The 20,026-nt window shown below is 45.9% G+C and carries 12 protein-coding genes; 8 read left to right on the top strand and 4 right to left on the bottom strand.

Annotated elements, in window-relative coordinates; genetic code table 11:
• The first annotated feature begins 1 nt into the window (after position 1).
• The 3 genes from D7V92_RS19380 (at position 2) to rocF (ending at position 3,494) form a co-directional block, all read left to right on the top strand.
• Positions 2–1,165, top strand: a complete 1,164-nt coding sequence (locus D7V92_RS19380) for a 1-acyl-sn-glycerol-3-phosphate acyltransferase (protein WP_121773564.1) — start codon at positions 2–4, stop codon at positions 1,163–1,165.
• Positions 1,166–1,385: 220 nt separating this feature from the next.
• Complete coding sequence (gene rocD / locus D7V92_RS19375; protein ID WP_121773563.1) at positions 1,386–2,594, top strand: ornithine--oxo-acid transaminase; 1,209 nt, start codon at positions 1,386–1,388, stop codon at positions 2,592–2,594.
• A gap of 3 nt (positions 2,595–2,597) precedes the next feature.
• The gene (gene rocF, locus D7V92_RS19370) at positions 2,598–3,494 is read left to right on the top strand and encodes an arginase (RefSeq protein ID WP_005861034.1); all 897 of its coding nucleotides are present in this window, start codon (positions 2,598–2,600) and stop codon (positions 3,492–3,494) included.
• A gap of 105 nt (positions 3,495–3,599) precedes the next feature.
• Here rocF and D7V92_RS19365 read toward each other — a convergent pair whose 3' ends face one another.
• The 4 genes from D7V92_RS19365 to D7V92_RS19350 all read right to left on the bottom strand — a co-directional run bounded on the left by D7V92_RS19365 (position 3,600) and on the right by D7V92_RS19350 (position 12,765).
• Positions 3,600–4,871: a hypothetical protein gene (locus tag D7V92_RS19365; RefSeq protein WP_044544947.1), complete on the bottom strand. Its 1,272-nt coding sequence runs from the start codon at positions 4,869–4,871 to the stop codon at positions 3,600–3,602.
• A gap of 129 nt (positions 4,872–5,000) precedes the next feature.
• Positions 5,001–7,454, bottom strand: a complete 2,454-nt coding sequence (locus D7V92_RS19360; protein WP_121773562.1) for a BamA/TamA family outer membrane protein — start codon at positions 7,452–7,454, stop codon at positions 5,001–5,003.
• Positions 7,451–12,061 (bottom strand): translocation/assembly module TamB domain-containing protein, encoded by a 4,611-nt coding sequence (locus D7V92_RS19355; protein WP_121773561.1) that lies wholly within the window; start codon positions 12,059–12,061, stop codon positions 7,451–7,453. Before D7V92_RS19355 ends, D7V92_RS19360 begins: the two co-directional genes overlap by 4 nt.
• A gap of 29 nt (positions 12,062–12,090) precedes the next feature.
• Positions 12,091–12,765 carry a TonB-dependent receptor gene (locus tag D7V92_RS19350; RefSeq protein ID WP_036630911.1) on the bottom strand — a complete coding sequence of 225 codons (675 nt, stop codon included), beginning with the start codon at positions 12,763–12,765 and terminating at the stop codon, positions 12,091–12,093.
• Between the two features lie 177 nt (positions 12,766–12,942).
• Here D7V92_RS19350 and D7V92_RS19345 point away from each other — a divergent pair, with 177 nt between their 5' ends.
• The 5 genes from D7V92_RS19345 (at position 12,943) to trkA (ending at position 20,020) form a co-directional block, all read left to right on the top strand.
• Positions 12,943–13,728: an inositol monophosphatase family protein gene (locus D7V92_RS19345; RefSeq protein WP_121773568.1), complete on the top strand. Its 786-nt coding sequence runs from the start codon at positions 12,943–12,945 to the stop codon at positions 13,726–13,728.
• Between the two features lie 226 nt (positions 13,729–13,954).
• Entirely contained in the window at positions 13,955–15,691 is a 1,737-nt protein-coding gene (locus tag D7V92_RS19340) for a tetratricopeptide repeat protein (protein ID WP_121773567.1), read from the top strand.
• Between the two features lie 85 nt (positions 15,692–15,776).
• Positions 15,777–16,145, top strand: coding sequence for a DUF3244 domain-containing protein (locus D7V92_RS19335; protein ID WP_057328023.1), 369 nt, complete (start codon positions 15,777–15,779; stop codon positions 16,143–16,145).
• Positions 16,146–16,763: 618 nt separating this feature from the next.
• Positions 16,764–18,662 carry a 1-deoxy-D-xylulose-5-phosphate synthase gene (dxs, locus tag D7V92_RS19330; RefSeq protein ID WP_036615350.1) on the top strand — a complete coding sequence of 633 codons (1,899 nt, stop codon included), beginning with the start codon at positions 16,764–16,766 and terminating at the stop codon, positions 18,660–18,662.
• 20 nt (positions 18,663–18,682) lie between these two features.
• Entirely contained in the window at positions 18,683–20,020 is a 1,338-nt protein-coding gene (gene trkA, locus D7V92_RS19325; protein WP_005861043.1) for a Trk system potassium transporter TrkA, read from the top strand.
• Positions 20,021–20,026: the final 6 nt, after the last annotated feature.

The raw sequence follows: 20,026 nt of genomic DNA, 5'->3' as shown, positions 1-20,026 counted from the left end.
TATGGATACAGAAACAGTTTCCCCTAATTTCGACGACATCCGTCCGCTGAACAACAGTGAGGTGAAGGACGCGATTGAAAAATTGGTCGCCAATGAGGATTTCGAGCGGGCTTTACGTTACATAAAGCCGAATTTGAATTGGGAGGAATTCTCAGTTGCCATGCGTGCTTGCAAGACGAAGGAGGAGTTTAAATCTACTCTGGCCTATGATGCTGTAATGACGGTGGCGAAAAATACTACTTTCTCGCTTACTATCTCAGGGCGTAGCCGTCTGCCGAAAGATAAGGCGGCCTGTACGTTTATCTCGAACCATAGGGATATCGTATTGGATGCCTCCTTCTTGAATGTCATGTTATATGATGTGGGGTATGGTATGACGCAGGTCGCTATCGGCGACAATCTTTTAATCCGTCCGTGGATCGAGACATTGGTACGCTTGAACAATAGTTTTATTGTGAAGCGTGGCGTTTCTGTTCGTCAGATGTTGGAGGTCAGCAAGACGCTTTCCGCCTATATCCATCATGCGATCAAGAATGTGAACGAGTCTGTATGGATCGCCCAGCGTGAGGGACGTGCTAAGGATTCGGACGATCGTACGCAGGGCAGCGTATTAAAAATGTTGAGTATCGGCGGTGATAAGGATAATCTGTTGTTGAATTTGATGGATTTGAATATCGTGCCGGTCGCTATCTCCTACGAGTTTGATCCTTGCGATTTCTTGAAGGCGAAAGAATTTCAGATGAAGCGGGATGATCCGGATTTCGTGAAATGCCAGCGGGATGATCTATTGAGCATGGAAACGGGTATCTTGAACAATAAGGGTCGTGTCCACTTTACGATTACTTCCCCGATCAATGATTCCTTGGCTAAACTGGACAAGGATATGGAGAAGAATGAGCTGGTAAGCGCTATCGCATCCGTTATCGACCGGGAGATCTATAAGAACTATCGTTTCTATCCTTGTAATTACGTAGCTTATGATTGGCTGAACGGTACTCGCCGTTTCCACGAGCATTACGGACCGAAGGATAAGAAGCAGTTCGAGGAGTATATACAAGGACAGTTGGACAAGATCGTCCTTCCGAATAAGGATGAGGCGTTCTTACGTAAGAAACTATTGGAGATGTACTCCAATCCGTTGAAGAACTATTTGACAACTTTATAAGTTCCAATTGATTTTGATAGAGAGGTGTTGTAAAAGAGCGGAAGAAGCCTTTTACAACACCTTTTTGGTTAACCGACGTATCTACGTTCATAAATACCTGCATGAATGTATGTTTCTTAACATACGCTTTCGGTGACATATTGTAATCCCCTATTTCGTATCTTTGGCATATACGGTAAGAAACGCTTACAGTATGCTAATCATTTAAATCAGTAGCAGTATGAAACCGGAAGATTACATCACCCGTGAGGAGAAGTATGGTGCCCACAACTATCATCCCCTGCCGGTCGTTCTCAGAAGAGGCGAAGGCGTGTTCGTGTGGGACGTGGAAGGAAAACGTTATTTTGATTTCTTGTCCGGATATTCGGCGTTAAGCCAAGGACATTGCCATCCTAAGATCGTAAAGGCCCTGATGGAGCAAGCGGAGAGGCTTACGCTCGTGTCTCGTGCCTTTCATGCTGATATACTTGGTGAATACATGGAATTTACTTGCAAATTCTTCGGCTATGACAAACTTCTGCCGATGAATACGGGAGCCGAGGCGGTAGAGACGGCCTTGAAGCTTTGCCGTCGGTGGGGATATCGTCGGAAAGGGGTTGCCCCGGAACGTGCGAAGATCGTGGTTTGTAGCGAGAATTTCCATGGACGTACGATTACGATTATTTCCATGAGTACGGACCCTAGCTCATACGCCGATTTCGGCCCTTATACACCCGGGTTTATAAAGATACCCTATAATAATGTGGATGCGTTGGCCGAGGCCCTGAAAGATCCTGATGTAGTAGGCTTCTTGGTGGAACCGATCCAAGGTGAGGCTGGGGTAGTGGTGCCCGACGATGGTTATCTGCGGGCTTGCTATGATCTTTGTCATCAAAAGAATGTGTTGTTTATCGCGGACGAGATACAGACGGGTATCGGCCGTACCGGTAAGTTATTGGCTTGCGATTACGAGGGGATTCGTCCGGACATCTTGATCTTGGGAAAGGCGTTGTCCGGTGGGGTCAGTCCGGTCTCGGCGGTATTGGCGGACGATGAGATCATGCTTACGATCGCTCCGGGAGAGCACGGTTCTACGTATGGTGGAAATCCGTTGGCGGCGAAAGTCGCTATCGCAGCCTTGGAGGTGGTACGTGACGAGCATTTGTCGGAGAATGCGTTTAAGATGGGTGAGCTGTTCCGTGGTGAGATGGAGCGGATTAATAATCCTATGATAAAGAAAGTACGGGGTAAGGGCTTGCTGAACGCTGTCGTGACGGAACCTAAAGATGGGAAGACGGCATGGGACATCTGTTTGGCGTTGAAGGAAAACGGTTTGATAGCCAAGCCTACCCACGATCATATCATCCGCTTCACGCCTCCTTTGGTGATTACGGAGGAGCAAATGATGGAAGCGATTGGCATTATACGAGATACGTTCGCTAAATTCTAGTGTATGAAGATAAATGTAATAGGTGTTCCCTTGAATCTGGGATGTGACCGGGCTGGCGTAGAGCGTGCCCCGAACCACCTTCGGGAACGGGGATTGATGGGGGTGATCCGGAAGAACGGGCATAAAGCCTTTGACTTGGGTAATTTGTATGTACCCCCTGTTAGCGAGGCGGATAAGTTCGTACGGGGTAACAGCATGAAATATCTGGATGCGATCGTGGAGGTAAATACGAATCTGGCGGAGTTGGTTTATGATACATTGCGTGGAGGAGCGTTCCCCTTGGTGATTGGCGGGGATCATTCGCTGGGTTTAGGTAGCGCCTCGGGCGTGGGTAAATGTTATGATGATTTCGGTATTATCTGGCTGGACGCTCATGGGGATATCAATACCAGCGAGACTTCTCCCAGTGGTAATATCCACGGGATGCCTTTGAGTGCGTTGATGGGGATGGGAAGCGAGGAACTGGTGAATATCTACGCTCCCGGGAATAAGGTGAATCCGCAGAACGTATTCTTGGTCGGGACCCGCAGTCTGGATGAGGGCGAGTGGGATTTGATCGAGCGGGAGAAGCTGAGTGTCTATACGATGGAGACGATCCATCTGAAAGGCATCGGCTTCGTAGCTGAGGATATCAAGCGGAAATTGAAGGAACGGAAGATCCGCAACGTGCATTTCAGCATAGACGTGGATAGCATAGACCCCCGTTTCGCTCCGGGCACGGGAACCCGTGTGTGTGAGGGACTGATGCCGGATGAGTTTAATAACTTCGTGGATCATATGTTGTCTACGAATCTGGTTAAGTCGATGGATTTGGTAGAGCTGAATCCGGAACTGGACGTGAACGAGCAGACCACAAACCTTTGTCTGCAGATCATTGATTATATTACCGCCCGTCTATAAGGAATCTAAATTCCATGGTTTATGATAAGAGTGTGAAAAGGAAGTCCCCTTGTCCCGGTTCAGACCGGATACGAGGGGACTTGAAAATACGATATGTCTATTGGTTTATTTCATTCTTCGGATATTGGCGTAATTGAAGCTATCGCTCAAGAAATCGTCCTCGCTGAATTTATAGCCTTGCGGTCCCCAGTTGCCCATAGCGAGCATGGCGATCATCTTCATCGGGTTGAAACCGCTCATATCGCCGCCGGCGGCCGCTAGAGGAACGGACTCCATCAGCTTGCGCATGGAATGTGGATAATTCTCGTTGATCACCATGTTGCGGTATAAGGCAAGGATTCCATCTCCTTGCTCCTTACGGTTCCAAGTCAGTATATATGTACCGTCGTTGGCTTCCGCCTTCGCTTGGAGATCGGGCAGTTTGGCGGAGTTGGCGTCCGCTATGATAAAGGTTACGAAACCTTCCTTGTCCACTTTAGGCATTTCTTTGTCGTAAATAGAGGCATACGAGTAGGTCTCGGCTGACCCAAGGCATATGGACCAGTATCGTACATCGGCGGTGGCGTATTCGCTTACGCTTTTAGGAGCCGTAGGAGGGATGAAACGGAAAGTTGCTACCTCCCCTTCGTTCAGTTTGATGCGGGCGAATAGGTATTCTGCCGGGCTGTTCGGGTACATTAGGCTCAGCGGGGCACGCATGAACGGGAGTTGCGGCAGGTCGGCGGAGAAATCCATCGGCGGCAAGTTCAACGATTCGTGGATGTTGCAGACCTCACGCTTCGGGAAATCCACTTCCTCACCTGTAGTCACATCGAAAGCTTGGATAGCAGGCATGTCCACGCCGCCATACTCATCGCCGCTATATTGTTTCGCCAAGTAAAGACGCATGAAAATGGAGACCATATTGACATCTTCCGGAAACTCGCATATGTTCTTCATCGAGGCACGTGCGCTGGCGGGGGTGTTAGCGGGAATGATGTAAATCGTATAGCCATTTGCTCCGTAGTCGTCTGTTTCCTTTACATAGGGGTTGATGGAGCTGTCATCGGGTTGGATATTTACGTCTTCAATGCTGGATACGTCTATTTGGGTCTCGTCGTTATAAACCGTGAAATTGAAGAAGCGTGACTTCGGGAACTTTCCAGTCAGACGAAGGCCGATGTTTGGATTATCTTTGTAAGAATAGGTGTATTCCCAATAATCGGCATAGATATCAGGAAAGGCCAGTAGGGTTTGATTGTCGCCCCGGAGCGTCTTGCCCCATTGTTCCTTGGGTTCCGGGTTGTTGATTTGAGGGGTATTCTCATCATCGTCGTCGCAAGCGGTGAACATACCCATAGTAAGGGCTACCAACATTAAGTAAAAAATCTTCTTCATGATTCTGTTCGTTAATTAATCTGTTTGTTATTAAAATGAGAGCGCAAAAGTATCTCATTTCCAATTAGGGTTGAGCTATTGGAAATGAAATACCTTGGATAAGACCACAGAATCCTAGGAATGGAACAGCTAGAAGGGATATCCGATGGCGAAATGGTAGCCCATGCCGTCCTTGAATTTTGGGATATTGTAATAGCCTTTCTTTCCGGTATCGTAAGGGAGATGCAGACCGATACCCACGTCGAAACGGATGACGATAAAGGTGAGGTCGTAACGCAGGCCGAAGCCGGTTCCCAAGGCTAGATCCTTCAGGAAGCTACCCCATTTCAGTTGTCCGCCGGGACGATCCGGATCGTTTCGGATCAACCAGATGTTGCCGCTGTCGAGGAAGGTAGCCCCATGCAGGTCGCCAAGGATCGGGAAGCGGTATTCGAGGTTGGCCTCGAATTTAAGATCACCCGTACGGTCGATGTAAGCGTATTTATTGTTGTCGCTGTTCTGGTAGTAGCGTCCGGGACCGATGCTGCGGATCGTAAAAGCACGGATGCTATTCGCTCCGCCGATGTAGAATTGCTCGTTATAAGGGGAGGTACGGGCGTTGCCGTAGCTATAAATAGCGCCGGCCATTAATCGGCCTACGAGATATTGCTTATGCCCGAGGGCGTAATTATAACGTATCTCGGCGGTTCCCTTGATGAATTGGGCGAAGGGGTTGCCGAGTAATTCCTTATCCTCTTTATTGAATTTCTTCCCGGCTAACGCATAAATCCCATCCAAGACAAGACCCGCTTGGGTAACGGATGCCTGCCACCAAAGATGGTTCCGGCGACTGGTAATCGGGGAATCATCATAGGTATAGGTATAGTTCATGGCCGGGATGAATTGATTTTGCAAACTCTTTTTTAGGGCCTTATTCACGTTGGTAATGCTGTCGAACTCGTGCGTGGTATGCTGGAGCAAGTTGAACGTCAGCTTGAAAGGGGTGATGGAATGATGAGACGTGGCGGTAGGCTGGAACTCATACGAGGCGTCACCACCGAATGCCAGCAACTTGAAGAAACGGGCCCGGTTCATCTGGTCCGCATAGAGGCGGAAGGTGGTACTGGCCGGGAAATTCATGTCCCGTTTGCTGAATGTAGGGAACAATACCCGTGGGAAAGTCAGCGTGGTAGTCAAGCCTAACTCATAACTGTTGATCTTGGAGTTGCTACCATCCAGCTTGTTGCCGGTCTGCCATTCGTAAGAGCCGCGGAGTTTCACGCCGAAGGTCTCGCCCCCTCCGAAGACATTCCGTTTGGTCACGCTGAAAATGGCGCCCGGACCCACTTGGTCGTTGCTCTTGGCGGTAACGTTCAACTCGAGCTCGCCGTCCAATGGAAGATCGTAGACCGTATTGATCCGCAGATCCAGCGTATCTTGACGGCGCATGGTATCACGGGGGGAATATTGCAACTCGGCATAACGGAAGATACCCAAGCGGGACAGGGCCGTTTGCGTCCGTTCCTGCGCCCGCTGGTTATAAAGTTCCCCCGGCTTGAAATATAAACGGTTGTAAATGACCGAGGGGCGAACCCTTAGCTTACCCTCATAATGGATCGTAAGGTCCTTATAGCGGATCGAGTCCGTGGGAGTCTCATTCTGATAGCCGTTTAGCCAGACGGATATATTCCCGAGTTTCCAAGGGCGGAGGGCCGAGGGGGGCAGGCTTTCCTTCGGGGCCACCCGTAAGGCCACTTTCCCGGGGTTCAACAAGGTATCCGCTTGATAGGTGATGAAATCGGGACGGAAATAGTAATATCCGTTGTTACGGAGCAAGGACGAGATGCGTTCCCGCTCGGCTTGCAATTGGACGACATTGAAATTCTCTCCTTTGTGGAGGATACGATCGCCGATCGTGGCATCGATCAATGAGTCGGCACGGTGACGGATATGGACGTATTGGATGCTGTCCAGCGTATACGGATCGTTCATGGTGACACTGTATTCCAGCTTCGCCTTCCGGGGATTCTTGGGATCGGGTATGACCTCGAAAGAAGTCTCTCCGTTGAAATAACCGTATTCGTTCAATAGGTTCCGGGCTACCTTGACGCGGACATCCGGGTTCACGGTGGTGATCAGCACCGGTTTCGACGCTAGTTTGTTGAAGATCCACTTGCCGACCTTCCCTTTCTTGTTCACGAAAGCGTTGTAGACCCACAGGCCGAAAGGAAAAGGCACCCGGATCGAGGAGCTTCCCAGCAAGGCGTTGTTGGGAGGATAGGCTAGGGCGGCCTCGACCTCTTCCAAGGCGGCTTCGCCGGGTTTGGTCTTATCCTCGTTCTTCACCTCTATTTTCTTGATACCGGTATATAGGACCGCTCCCTCGGGAAGGTTCTTCGTGGTGGAGCAAGAGGAGAGAAGAAGTACGGATAGGAGGATGCTCCCGGTGGCGATGTGCCATCCCCCGCTCGGGTTAGACGCTCTCCCTCGCCCGAGGGAGACATCCTCCCCTGCCCGAGGGAGACACTCTCCCCTGCCCGAGGGAGACATCCTCCCCCGCCCGAGGGAGTCGTCCCACCTAAAATATATTAAAATGCTTTTCATTCCTTTTCATCATTTATGGGTTTCACTTTCGTTTTCTTGAAGTTGAATAACTCCCTGAGGTGCATCATTTTCTTGCGGAGCACGATACCGGCTCCGGTCTCCGTGATCTCGCCTTCCAGCAGGCTCTCGTAGTTCTTGTCGTGGAAGAGCTTGACGTAGCGGGAACCGCTGCTGTCCAGCCGGTATTCGACGGATACGTTGTCGATGAACGGCTGCGCCTGCCCGTTGTTAATGTTCTCGCCGGTAGAGATACGGCCGCCTAGAACCACACGGATACGGTCATTATAGAATCGCTTGGCGAAGCGGAAGGAGTAGTCGGTACGGGTACCGCCTCCGGCGTCGCCATTATCGTCGTATGTCTCCATGCCGAAACTGATATCCACGGACTTCAAGGCGCTTCCGGCGATGTTGTTGATCTCGCTTTGCAAGAAGCTGGTCAAGGCGTCTCTCATATTCATGTTCACTTTGCCGCCACCACCGCCACCGCCGAGGTACATACCGGTCACGAGCATGCTGACTGCCAGCTTCGCCCGTTCCTCCGGACCTTTCGAGGTTAGTTCCTCTTGCATCGCCATGTCTTCCGGGGCGGTGAGGGTAAATTGCAACCCTAGGTTCTCCAGTTGTTGGGTCAGTTCGATGCCTACGTCGAAATTCACCAAGCGGGGCGATGATTGCCCGGTTAGGGTGACGGACGTACGGACTCGCTCGGTAGCCGTAAGGTTCAAGGTCGGGTCCATGGGGTTGCCCGTCCATTGCACGTAGCTACCCTCCTGTACGTTGAACTCCTTCAGCGGGATGACCGGGATGGAGTACTTGATGGTTCCGCCCGTCAGCGTGTAGCGTCCGTTCAAGAACATATCGCCTTGCGGGGTATACTGGAAGGAAAGGTCGCCGCCACCCTCCAAATTGATATGGTTGGACTGGTCGGGACTTAAATCCACGTTCGCTTGTACGGCGGGATCGATGTGGATCGTCATCAACATGTCCATGCCTCCCATCGGCAACGGGGGTTTACGAGGCATGCGCCGACGTAAGGTATCCGTGAAAGAGGTGAAGGTTACCATGTCCGACATACGGTCTTGCACGGTCAACGGGGAGTCTTTCAGCACGTAGGTGATATTCGTCCCGCCCAATAACTGCAAGTCCCCTCGCATGGTCAAGGCATCCAACGGCCCGCGTACGGTAGAATTCAGGTTGACGAACAGCTTTCCGTAGACAAGGCTTTCCTCGTTTTTCTTAACGTTCAGCAGTTGCAAGTTATTCGCCGTTAGTTTAAGATTGGCGGTCATGCGGGATAAATCGTTGAAATCCACTTCTCCGTTGATGATAAACGGATTCTTGTTGTATGCGTAAATACCATATTGGTTGAACAAGATTCGGTTGTTCTTTATCTCTATCTTCTTATCGTCGAAACGGAAGGTAGAACCTGCGGCGCCTACATAAACGGAAGCGGTATCGAGAATCAGATATCCCTCGGCCATGGGTTTATCGCTTTGTCCGCTGATAGCGAGTGTACCATCGAGGTCTCCGCCCATTTTCGCCATATCATCCGGGATGAACGGGTTGGCGATATCCAAGGGGAAGTGCATGAACTCGATATTACCGCTGATATGGTCGGTCTCGCCCATCTGGTATAAGGCGGTAATGGCACTCACCTCTTTCCGGTCCCGGAAAAGGTGCATATCCACTTGATGGTTCCCCTGCTCTAAAGGTAGATAGACTGCGTTGAACATGAGTTCGCCGACCCGCTCGTTCTCATAATACAGATCATCAATGTTCATATCCGCCACGACCATGAAGGCCGAGTCGGAAGGAGCGTACTGGAAATCGGCGTTCAATATACCTTTCATCGGCGGGATATAACTGAATGCGTTGGAGATAACCCCAAGGTCGATCTGGTTCAACTCGGCGTGGACTTCCTCCATCTCGTCACTTTCCGCTTGGGAGTGTATCCAGAGGGCGGCGTTATTATCTCCGCTGAGTCGTAGGTTCGCCTCGATATCCTTCATGCTGCGTACCACGACGTAATTATCCGGATTCAGCTTGAAAGGGCGGAACGCTATGATCGGGTCATCGGGGAAGAGATGGAACTTGACCCCGTTCTGTATCTTATCGGCCCGGATTCCGAGCAACAAGCCGGTCTCGCCTTTCCCGTCCTTGAAATAGAGGCGGGCGTCGCCGAAGCCATAACGTATTTGCCCGTCCAGCCCGGCGCTGAAAGGTTGTTGCTGCCTGTATTTATTCTTGATCACTTGGGCGCTATAGAGTAGTCCGAGCGAATCTTGGTGCATCTCCGCCCGGATGGTATCGATCTGCATCGTATCCCGTGCCAGATCGTAAATGGAGGCATCCATGCGTATACCCGTTTCCGGTGAGGTATAGGCGTTCATGGCGATGCTCTTGAAATCTACGTAATAGGTTTGGAGATAGTTGTAGATCGGATTGTCCTGTCCTGCCCGTACCTCGAGGTACATATCGGGGAGGAGCGGGCGAAGGATCTCCAGATTGACAGTCGAGTCCCGTTCCAATTGGAGGGTGATATCGTTCGATACCTTAGTCAACTTATCCGTGATGTGGTGTATGCAATCATTACCCGTGAGGATGATCCCTAAATCCCCGGCGTGGAAAGACACACGGGTGGTATCGATATCCGTCCGGGCATGCAAGGTCAGCGTTTTCGGCTTGAAACTTTGTTTTGGGGTGACGACCTCCCAGTTTCCTAACGTAACGTCGATCGTGTTATCTTCATCCAGATTACTTTCTGCCTCGGCGAAGAGCTGGAAAGAGGTGGCGAAGGGATTTGCCATTAAGTGCATACCCTGTAAATCCATGTTCTCTACATCCGCTATCAACATCGCTTTCACCTCGTGCTTGTGGAGGGTCGCGTTTAAGGAGACATCCATTTTCGCCAACGGGTATTTGCTAAGCAGATTCACTTTCAGTAAGTTCTTTTCCAGAGAGCCATCGATGGATACGTCTGATACCGATGAGGCGCCGTAGCGTATATCCGATATCTTACCGTCCAGTTTGGCCCATGTACGTTCAGAGAAAGGATCTGTGCCCCGGCCTTCTGCTTTAACAGAGGCGGTCAGCCAAAATAGAGAGTCTTTGGGCATGAAATGAGTAGGTTCCAGACTGTCTATCCGTAAATTAGCCTCATAAGCCAGTTTTACCGGATTATAGCGGGCGGTCAGACCTAATTTACCTTTATCTTGAGTAAGAACAAGCTCGGTGCGGTATTCTTGATTTGCGACTGTAGCTTCCCCCTTCAACTGAATTCCTGCCGGAATGGCAAATTGATCCCGTTGGGAGGCGGGAAGCATCGCCAGCAAAAAGTCCAGATTACCGGATCGAGCCTTTAACTGAATCTCACCGGTTCGCCGGATGCTATCCGTCACGGACTCCATGCTACCCGTGACGTTCATCTGAAACGCTCCCGGCAGCATGATATCGCCTTGTGTGATACGTATACTGGAGAGGTTGCCTTCTACGCCAGCCGTAATAGCGAGAGGCTTGTCCGGGTAGGCTTTCTTGAAATCCTCCGGAAGAGAACCTGCCGCTATCAATAAATCCTCTTTCCCCAACGAGGCGTTTAACAGGGCTTTCATGCTACCTTGCGGATGATCCTCGAGGGAGCTCCAAGGGATAGTCGCTGTCAATCTCACTTCGGAATTTGGTGTCTGGAGAAGTAGGTCCGGTACGTCTATCTGTTCATGGTCACTCCGGACATTTCCTGCCAATGCCGAAACCTTGAGGCCGGAACGTTCTTCCACGAAGAATTCCTTGATGTGGGCGTTTATTTCTTTTCCTTGATATAAGATGGAATCGATAGAAGTGTTCAGGTTCGTTAAACTGATATGGGAGAAATCGAGTCCTTGCTCGGGTGCCGCGTAATTCCCGTCATAAGCGAATGTAGAATTCGTTATGTCAAAGTTTCTCGCCTTATATTGTTCCGCTCCAAGATCTACGAGGCCGTTATTTAGCCCGGCTTTATTTACGAAAGCCGTAAGGCGTAAGGAATCCGAGGGCATTTGTAGGGCGAAGGCTACCCGGTCCAAACTAATTTTATCCAGCTTGAGTACCCAGTTCAGAGGTGTGGAAGTCGTGTCTTCTTTCGAGGTTGAATCATTTAATAGAAGGGTAATGGCGGTATCGGATAAATCTACGGTATTAAATGTAGCTTTCTCCTCGGACAGGTCTATACGATCGGCGTGCAGGTAAAGCTTTCCCAAGAATCCTTTGATTTCCATACCTTCAATCATAGTCCCGGTGTTAACCTTTACGTTCCGGAGGTCGATCGCCTCTACCAATACTTGCTTCCGCAAAAGAGGAAGGGCACGAACCCGTACCGTCAAGCTCTGTAAACTCAACAAGGTATCGGCGGGAGGATTTACGACCTCGACACCCTTAACCGTAAGGTCTAACGGGAAAGATAGCCTAATCTGCTCGATCCCGATTTGCATACCAGTCGCTTTTCCTGCGTATTCGGTCGCTTTCCGTACCGCGAAGTTTTGGAAAGAAGGTATATATAGTAATATAGAGAGTAACAATACCAATGCGATCGGTATTAGGCATATCACTCCTATCCGTTTAATCCATACTCTCATGTTGATACGTTTCTCTTTTTCTTATTTGTTTATTTGCCTGTTTTTATGACGATCGCTCCGTTTGCGCCTCTTACCCCGTATTCACCGGCGTCTTTCAATACTCTTAATTCCGAGACATCTTCCACGGGCATCGTGTTTAGAACAGATAGGTCCATCGGTATACCGTCTACCACTACTAGCGGGTCACTAGGACTGTTTAGGGAAACGCTCGCACGGATACGTACGGAACCATCGGCGAATGTTATGCCACTCATCCTTCGTAGCAGGCAATAGAGATCACGGCATCCGGTTTTCTGTATCTCTTCTTTATTCATAACGCTTGAGCTTACTATTTTGTTTCGTTCCCTTTCCATAATTTCTTTCAGGGCCTCATCCGGTTCAAAACTACGCTTTGCGTTGAATGTGCTATTCTCTAAAGTAATGGTTATATAATTGTATCCGTTGACCGGGACTTTGACTACATTTCTTGTTTTCTTAATAGTGACGAACAAGGTATCATTCAGGTTAGCCCCCGGGATGGTGAATACGCCATGTTTGTTCGTTTTCACGGTGATCGGATTCTGACTGCCTAGTGTGACCGGATAGCGTTTGATTATTTTATCGCTGATGTCACGCAATACACCGACTAAAGTATCATTTTGTGCCAAAAGTATTTGACTGCTGAATGATAAGATGATGATTGAAAGATAATGTATTGTTTTCATAGCTCAATCTTTTTAGCTGAACATAACACAAAGATAATATAATATTTCTTAAAGGCAGAGTTTTAGGGCAAATTCGTAATAGGTATTATTTTTACGTTTCTATGTGGTCTCATTTGTCGCTAAAATGAGATTACTATAAATGGAAATCATTACATTTGCCAAAATAAAATGAACGGTATGGAATTAGATTTAGCCTATTTGTGTAAGGAGGTTCGAGAAATAGCTCGTGCTTCTGCGACATTCTTAAAAGAAGAACGCCGAAAGTTTGACCGGAACTTAGTGGAGGAAAAAAGTGCTCATAACTATGTATCTTATGTGGATAAAGAATCGGAACGACAGATCATAGAGGCTTTGTCTACTTTGCTACCCGAGGCTGGTTTTATCGCGGAGGAAGGCTCTGGAAGTTTGACCGATGAGGAATATTGTTGGGTAATTGATCCATTGGACGGTACTTCAAACTATATTCATGATATCGCACCTTATTGCGTGAGTATCGCTTTAAGAAATCGGAAGGAGTTATTGTTAGGAGTAGTCTATGAGGTGTGTAGGGACGAGTGTTTCTATGCCGTGAAAGGCGGTAAGGCTTACTTGGATGGGAATGAGATATATGTATCGGATGTATCAGTATTGGATAAGGCATTTATCGCATTGGGTTTCCCTTATAACTCTGATGCTTATCGTCCGGTAGCCGCTCATTTGGTTGATAGGTTGTATGGTTTTGCGGGAGGTACCCGTTTGATGGGATCTGCCGCCGCTGAACTGTGTTATGTGGCAGCAGGACGTTTTGATGCCCGCATAGAGGCCTTTTTAGGCCCTTGGGACGTAGCTGCTGGTGCCTTGATTTTATTGCAGGCCGGAGGAAAAATATCGGATTTCAATGGAGGAGAGAACTGGGCTTCGGGTGAACAGGTAGTTGCCAGCAATGGCAAGGTTCACTCTCTTGTGTTGTCTTTGTTGCCCTAATACTAGAGTAATCCTGCGTATTCTAGTGCTTCTGTGTGTATTTAAAAGGTAAAAGAGTTTAAACTTACTTCTTATTTGCGGGGTGTTTGATCCGTTTTGATTTTCAAAACAGATGGAGGAATGCAAATACCCGTAAATCCTCGTGTGTGTCTAATTCAGTAAAAATCAAGACTTTTAGGATTAGAGATTTTACTTACATTTGTGGAAAATAAAAATGTTACAGAGTATGAAAAACAATCTATACGTCTTTTTTCTGTTCTTTATTACTGGACTAATGTCATGTAGCCATCACTCAGGTCTATATGAACATGCGGAAAAGATAATGTCCCAACATCCCGATAGCGTTTTAACATTGCTATCAACAATACAAGATGTAAATGATCTTTCAGAAAAGGATCGTGCTATGTACTACCTACTTTTGACAGAAGCAGAAAATAAGACTTATGTCAAGCCTACTTCAGATTCATTGATTACAATAGCAGTTGAATTTTTTGATAAAACGGAAGATTGGGAAAGAAAAGCAAAAGCTTGGTATTATAAGGGAAGGGTAAATCAAGATTTAGGTGATGTGCTACATGCGCAAGATTATTATTTAAAAGTATTGCAGGAGGAGGATAAGATTGATGATAATGCTTTGTTAGGGCGTATTAACAATAGCATGGGAATGTTATATACCTACCAAGAGGTTTATGAAAGAGCTATTCCATATCAACAAAAAGCTTTAGAATACTTTGAAATAATGAATGATTCTATTGGACAATCATTTGTGTTAAGGGATATTGGACGTAATTTAACCGCATTAAATAAAATAGATAGTGCCATTATCTATTATGAGAAAGCTCTTTATAAATGTAACTTGAAAAATAAACCTTCAATATATAGGGAATTAGCCAATTTGTATATAGATATTGAAGATTATCCAAGAGGTTTTGATTATATTAAAATGGCATTGAGTTTTCCTCTGAAAAGTCCCTTATTGGAATCTTCTTATTTTGTTTTGGGAAAGTTTTATCAGAAAACGAATCAAATAGATTCTGCATATTACTATTTGAGATGTAGTGCAAAGAGTTCTAGGTTGCAAACACAGGCTGCTTCTTATTATCATTTGGCTCAGTTAGAGTTGTTCAATAGGAATTGGGAACGTTATGCAAGTAATCAAGTGAAATATGAGGTATTACGTGATTCGATAAGTTTAGTGAAGCAAACAGAGTCGATTAGGAGAATGGAAAATCTTTATGACTATCATAAGGCAGAAGCTAAACTTTTACATGCTGATATTTTGTTAAATAGATTAAAAGTTAGGAATTTGTCAATGTATTTGTTTGTGATTGTCTGTATTGTTGCGGTTGTTGTTATATCTATTTTAGGATATGTGCAAATAAAAAGAAAGAAATTACGATTACAAGAACATCGAGATATGTTAATCGCTTTAGAAAAAAAGCATAAAGAGGATCTGACTCGTATTAGTGAAAATGAAAAACTTATTGAGGAATTAGAGCGGTTGCTACAAGAATCATCTGTCGCTTATAATGAAAAAGAAAAAGAACTTATGACTTTGCAAAAACTAAAATTAGAGGTTGAAAATCAAAGTTTGAAATATGTTAAAACTGAAAGCCAATTATTAGTAGATAAGTTTCGGATGTCAGATATCTACTATAAGTTTCATATAAAAGAAGATTGGAGGCCCAAGGATGAAGATTGGAATGAACTGTTTACTGCTTTGGATGAGACTTATGATAAATTTACACGTCGTTTGATGAGTGTGTTTTCAAGGCTGACAACTACAGAATTGCGTGTTTGTTGTTTAGTCAAGGCTAATGTACCTCCTGTTACTATTGCAATGTTGATTGTGACAACCCCAACAAATGTGTCAATGATAAGAAAACGTCTTTATGAGAAAGTATACCCTCAAGAAAAAGGATCTTCTGAAAAGTTTGATCGGTTCATTAGAGAGTATTTATAGCAGTTGTGCATATTTTGTGCAATATGGATGATTGAATTAACGCTGATCTCGTTGTATGTTTGTTACACAATTAATACACAATGTTATGAGAAATGTGAGTAGATTTACTTTTTGTGCAATTTTATTTGCTTTGTTTTTAATTCAACCAGTGTTGGGCGATATCATTCCAACAGAAGGTGCTTGGGATGATGAATATTATCGTTCCGTTAACACAAACCGTCCTCCAGTAGTATCAATCGAAGGAGACATCCTTTCCTTGAGCTTTGAAGATGCTTTATCAAACTTGACCGTATGTGTCATGAATGATAAAGGAGTGAAAGTCTATGAAGATGTTGTTTCTTCAGAGGCAGGTGGAACTTATTCTTTCTCTTTAGCGGGAGAAGCAAATGGCCAGTATCAGGTTGTGTTGTTACATCGGTTGGGACACTTGACCGGTAGCTTTACCTTGGAATAAAAAATTAAGAGGTTTTGTAAGAAGAAAGAGCTGTTAAGCTTCTCGGTAAAATGGGAAGCACAGCTCTTTTTTATTTGGACAACTGTACCAAATACGAATCTTTACTTGAAAACGTATCTATGTATATGTTTTACCGCTAAACGTATCATTAATCAGCCGGGAGTCATTCTGTTTATTGTATATTTCTTGAAAATAGGCTCCATTGTAGCCTGCTTTACTATCCATAGAAATTGCGATTAGTATTAATAGAAATTCAAAATGCTATGGATACTAATCGGAGCTTGGATAGATACGATTTTATTGTATGTTGATTATTAGGTGTATAGGTAATAGTTTGGAAATATTAGACTTATTGTGCTTTTTAAGAGATCAAATTTGGTGTGGTTGGGCTATTTTTATTTCCAAATGGTGTTATTTCATGACTATATTATAACTTGAAAAATTCATAGTTATGAAATTCACAACTCATAACTATGTTTTGAAAAAAACATAACTATGAAATTTTATAGGATTTAGCTGTTAAAATCAATATGGATTTCCCCCTTGTCTAAGAAATGACAGAACAATACTATTATATATGCCGTTTATTCTGTATTTTTGCCAGAAAAATTAGCAGACATGGCTGAAAGCAAAGTTGAACACCTATTGGATAGCATTCATTTTCCGGAAGACCTGAGACATTTGTCACAGGATAAGTTGGAGCAGGTATGTGCCGATTTGCGTCAATATATTATCGATGTTTTGTCTGAGAATCCCGGTCACCTAGGTGCAAGCCTTGGTACGGTAGAGCTGACAGTCGCCCTTCATTATGTATTCAATACCCCCTATGACCGTATTGTCTGGGATGTCGGGCATCAAGCTTACGGACATAAAATACTTACAGGAAGGAAAGATATTTTCCATACGCTCCGTAAGTTTAAAGGAATTAGCGGCTTCCCTAATCCTGCGGAAAGTGAGTATGACGCTTTTATCGCCGGACACGCCTCAAATTCAATCTCTGCGGCGATGGGTATGTCGGTAGCCTCGGCCTTGAAGAAGGAACTGGATCGCCATGTGATCGCCGTGATCGGGGATGGCGCTATGACCGGAGGACTCGCCTTCGAGGGGTTGAATAATGCGTCTGCCAACCCTAATAATTTGTTGATTATCCTGAATGATAACGATATGGCGATAGATCATAGCGTAGGTGGTCTTAGCCAGTATTTAGTGGATATAACGACGAGTCAAGCCTATAATAAAATGAGATACGATGTGTATCGAGGCTTAAAGAAGATCAAGCTCATCAATAACGATCGCCGGGAAAACATCTTACGTTTTAACAATAGCCTTAAAGCATTGCTTACCCAGCAACATAATTTATTTGAAGGCTTCAGCATCCGTTACTTTGGTCCGGTGGATGGGCATGATGTAAATTATCTGGTGAAGGTATTGAATGATATAAAAGATATGCAAGGCCCTAAGCTGTTGCATATCAAAACGAAAAAAGGAAAAGGCTTTAAACCTGCGGAAGAGTCCGCTACGGAATGGCATGCTCCCGGAAAGTTCAATAAGGAAACCGGCCAGCGTATTATCGTTCGTAAATTAGATGAACCTCAATTATATCAAGACGTGTTCGGTCATACATTGGTAGAGCTTGCGGAGAAAGATGAGCGTATTGTAGGCGTAACTCCGGCTATGCCTTCCGGCTGCTCGATGACTTATATGATGAAAGCCTTCCCGGATCGTGCGTTTGATGTGGGAATTGCGGAAGGACATTCCGTAACTTTCTCTGCCGGATTAGCTAAGGAGGGAATGATACCTTTCTGCAACGTGTATTCTTCGTTTATGCAGCGTGCGTATGATATGGTTATCCATGATGTAGCTTTGCAAAAACTACATATGGTGATCTGTCTGGATCGTGCGGGATTAGTGGGAGAGGATGGAGCTACACATCATGGCGTGTTTGATTTAGCATATCTTCGTCCGATACCGAATTTGGTAATCGCTTCCCCATTGAATGAGTTGGATTTACGGAATTTGATGTATACAGGCTATGCCGCTTTTGATGGCCCGTTCGTAATCCGTTACCCTAGAGGTAAGGGGGAGATGAAAGATTGGCGTAACGAGATGCAAGTATTGCCTATAGGAAAAGGGAAAAAGTTGCGTGACGGGGATGATATCGCCGTACTTTCTATCGGACCGATCGGAAACGAGGTGATCAAAGCCATCGAGATGGTGAAAGAAGCGGGGGTATCGATAGCCCACTACGATATGATCTACTTGAAACCGTTGGATGAGGAGCTGTTGCATGAGATCGGGCAGAAATATAACCGTATTATTACGGTAGAGAATGGAGTGATAAAAGGAGGTTTTGGTAGCGCTGTCCTTGAGTTTATGGCAGACAATGGCTATACGCCTCATGTAAAGCGTATCGGAGTGCCGGATGCGTTTATCGAGCATGGTTCTATACCGGAACTGTATCAATTATGTGGTATGGATGCCGAGAGCATTGCGAAACAGTTGAAAAAGGAGAATTGATTATTGTCAATTAATAAAATATGAAAATTGTCATAGCCGGTGCGGGAGAAGTAGGTACACATTTAGCGAAAATGTTATCTCAAGAGAATCAGGACATCATTTTGATGGATCCGAATGAGGAACGGCTGAATTTCTCAAAATCTAGCATGGAGATTCTCCCTATGGTCGGGAATCCGACCTCGCTTAGAGATTTGGAGGAGGCGGGGATCAAGAAAGCGGACTTGTTCGTAAGTGTTACTCCCGAGGAGACTACCAATGTGACGGCTTGTATGTTGGCTCATAATCTAGGAGCGCATCGTACGTTGGCCCGAATCAATAATTACGAATATTTATTGCCTAAAAATAAAGAGCTGTTCGAGAAACTGGGAATCAACTCGATGATTTATCCTGAGATGTTGGCGGCTAAGGAGATCGTGACAGCTGTACGCCGTCCGTGGACACGCCAATATTGGGAGCTGTTTGGTGGAGCTTTAATTCTGATAGGTGTTAAAGTTCGGGATAATTCCCGTTTGGTGAACCGGGTATTGGCCGAATTGCTAAATGAGCAGAAGCTATATCATATTGTCGCTATTAAGCGAAAGAACGAGACGATAATCCCCCGTGGTACGGACCGGATAGAGTCTGGTGACATCGTATTCTTTACGACGACCCGATCTCATATAGAGGATGTGCGCTTACTGGCCGGAAAGAAAGATCCGGAAGTAAAGAAGGTTATTATTATGGGAGGAAGCCGTATCGCTATCCGTGCTTGCCAATATTTACCTAATAACATCCGGGTAAAAGTAATTGAGGCTAATAAAGAGAAAAGTCATCGAATCGCTGAGGTAGTGCCTAGTAATGTCTTGATTATAAACGGAGATGGCCGTGATACTGATTTGTTGATGCAAGAAGGCATCAAGGATGCACAGACTTTTATAGCTTTGACGGAAAATTCCAGCACGAATATATTGGCATGTCTGGCCGCTAAGCGTTTAGGTGTGTTTAAGACAATCGCTAAGATTGAGAATATCGATTATATCCAATTGGCGGAAAGTATGGACATCGGTTCGGTTATCAACAAAAAGCTGATAGCGGCCAGCCATATCTATCAATTTCTTCTGGATGCGGATGTCTCTAACGTGAAATGTTTGACCTTTGCGAATGCGGATGTAGCGGAGTTGGTGGCTCGACCGGATTCAAAGATTACCAAGAAACAAGTCAAGGATCTCCGTCTGCCGAAAGATATGACTCTCGGTGGGTTGATTCGTGACGGTGAACCTATGATGATCAAGGGTGATACTCAGATACAGGCATACGATCATGTTGTCGTATTCTGCTTGGATACGGCTATGCGTAAGCTGGAGGACTACTTTAACTAGTTGATA

Origin of the sequence: Parabacteroides sp. CH2-D42-20 (assembly GCF_003670185.1) — a bacterium.
GTDB classification, from domain to species: Bacteria; Bacteroidota; Bacteroidia; order Bacteroidales; family Tannerellaceae; genus Parabacteroides; species Parabacteroides distasonis.
This window is presented reverse-complemented; position numbering and strand designations above follow the sequence as displayed.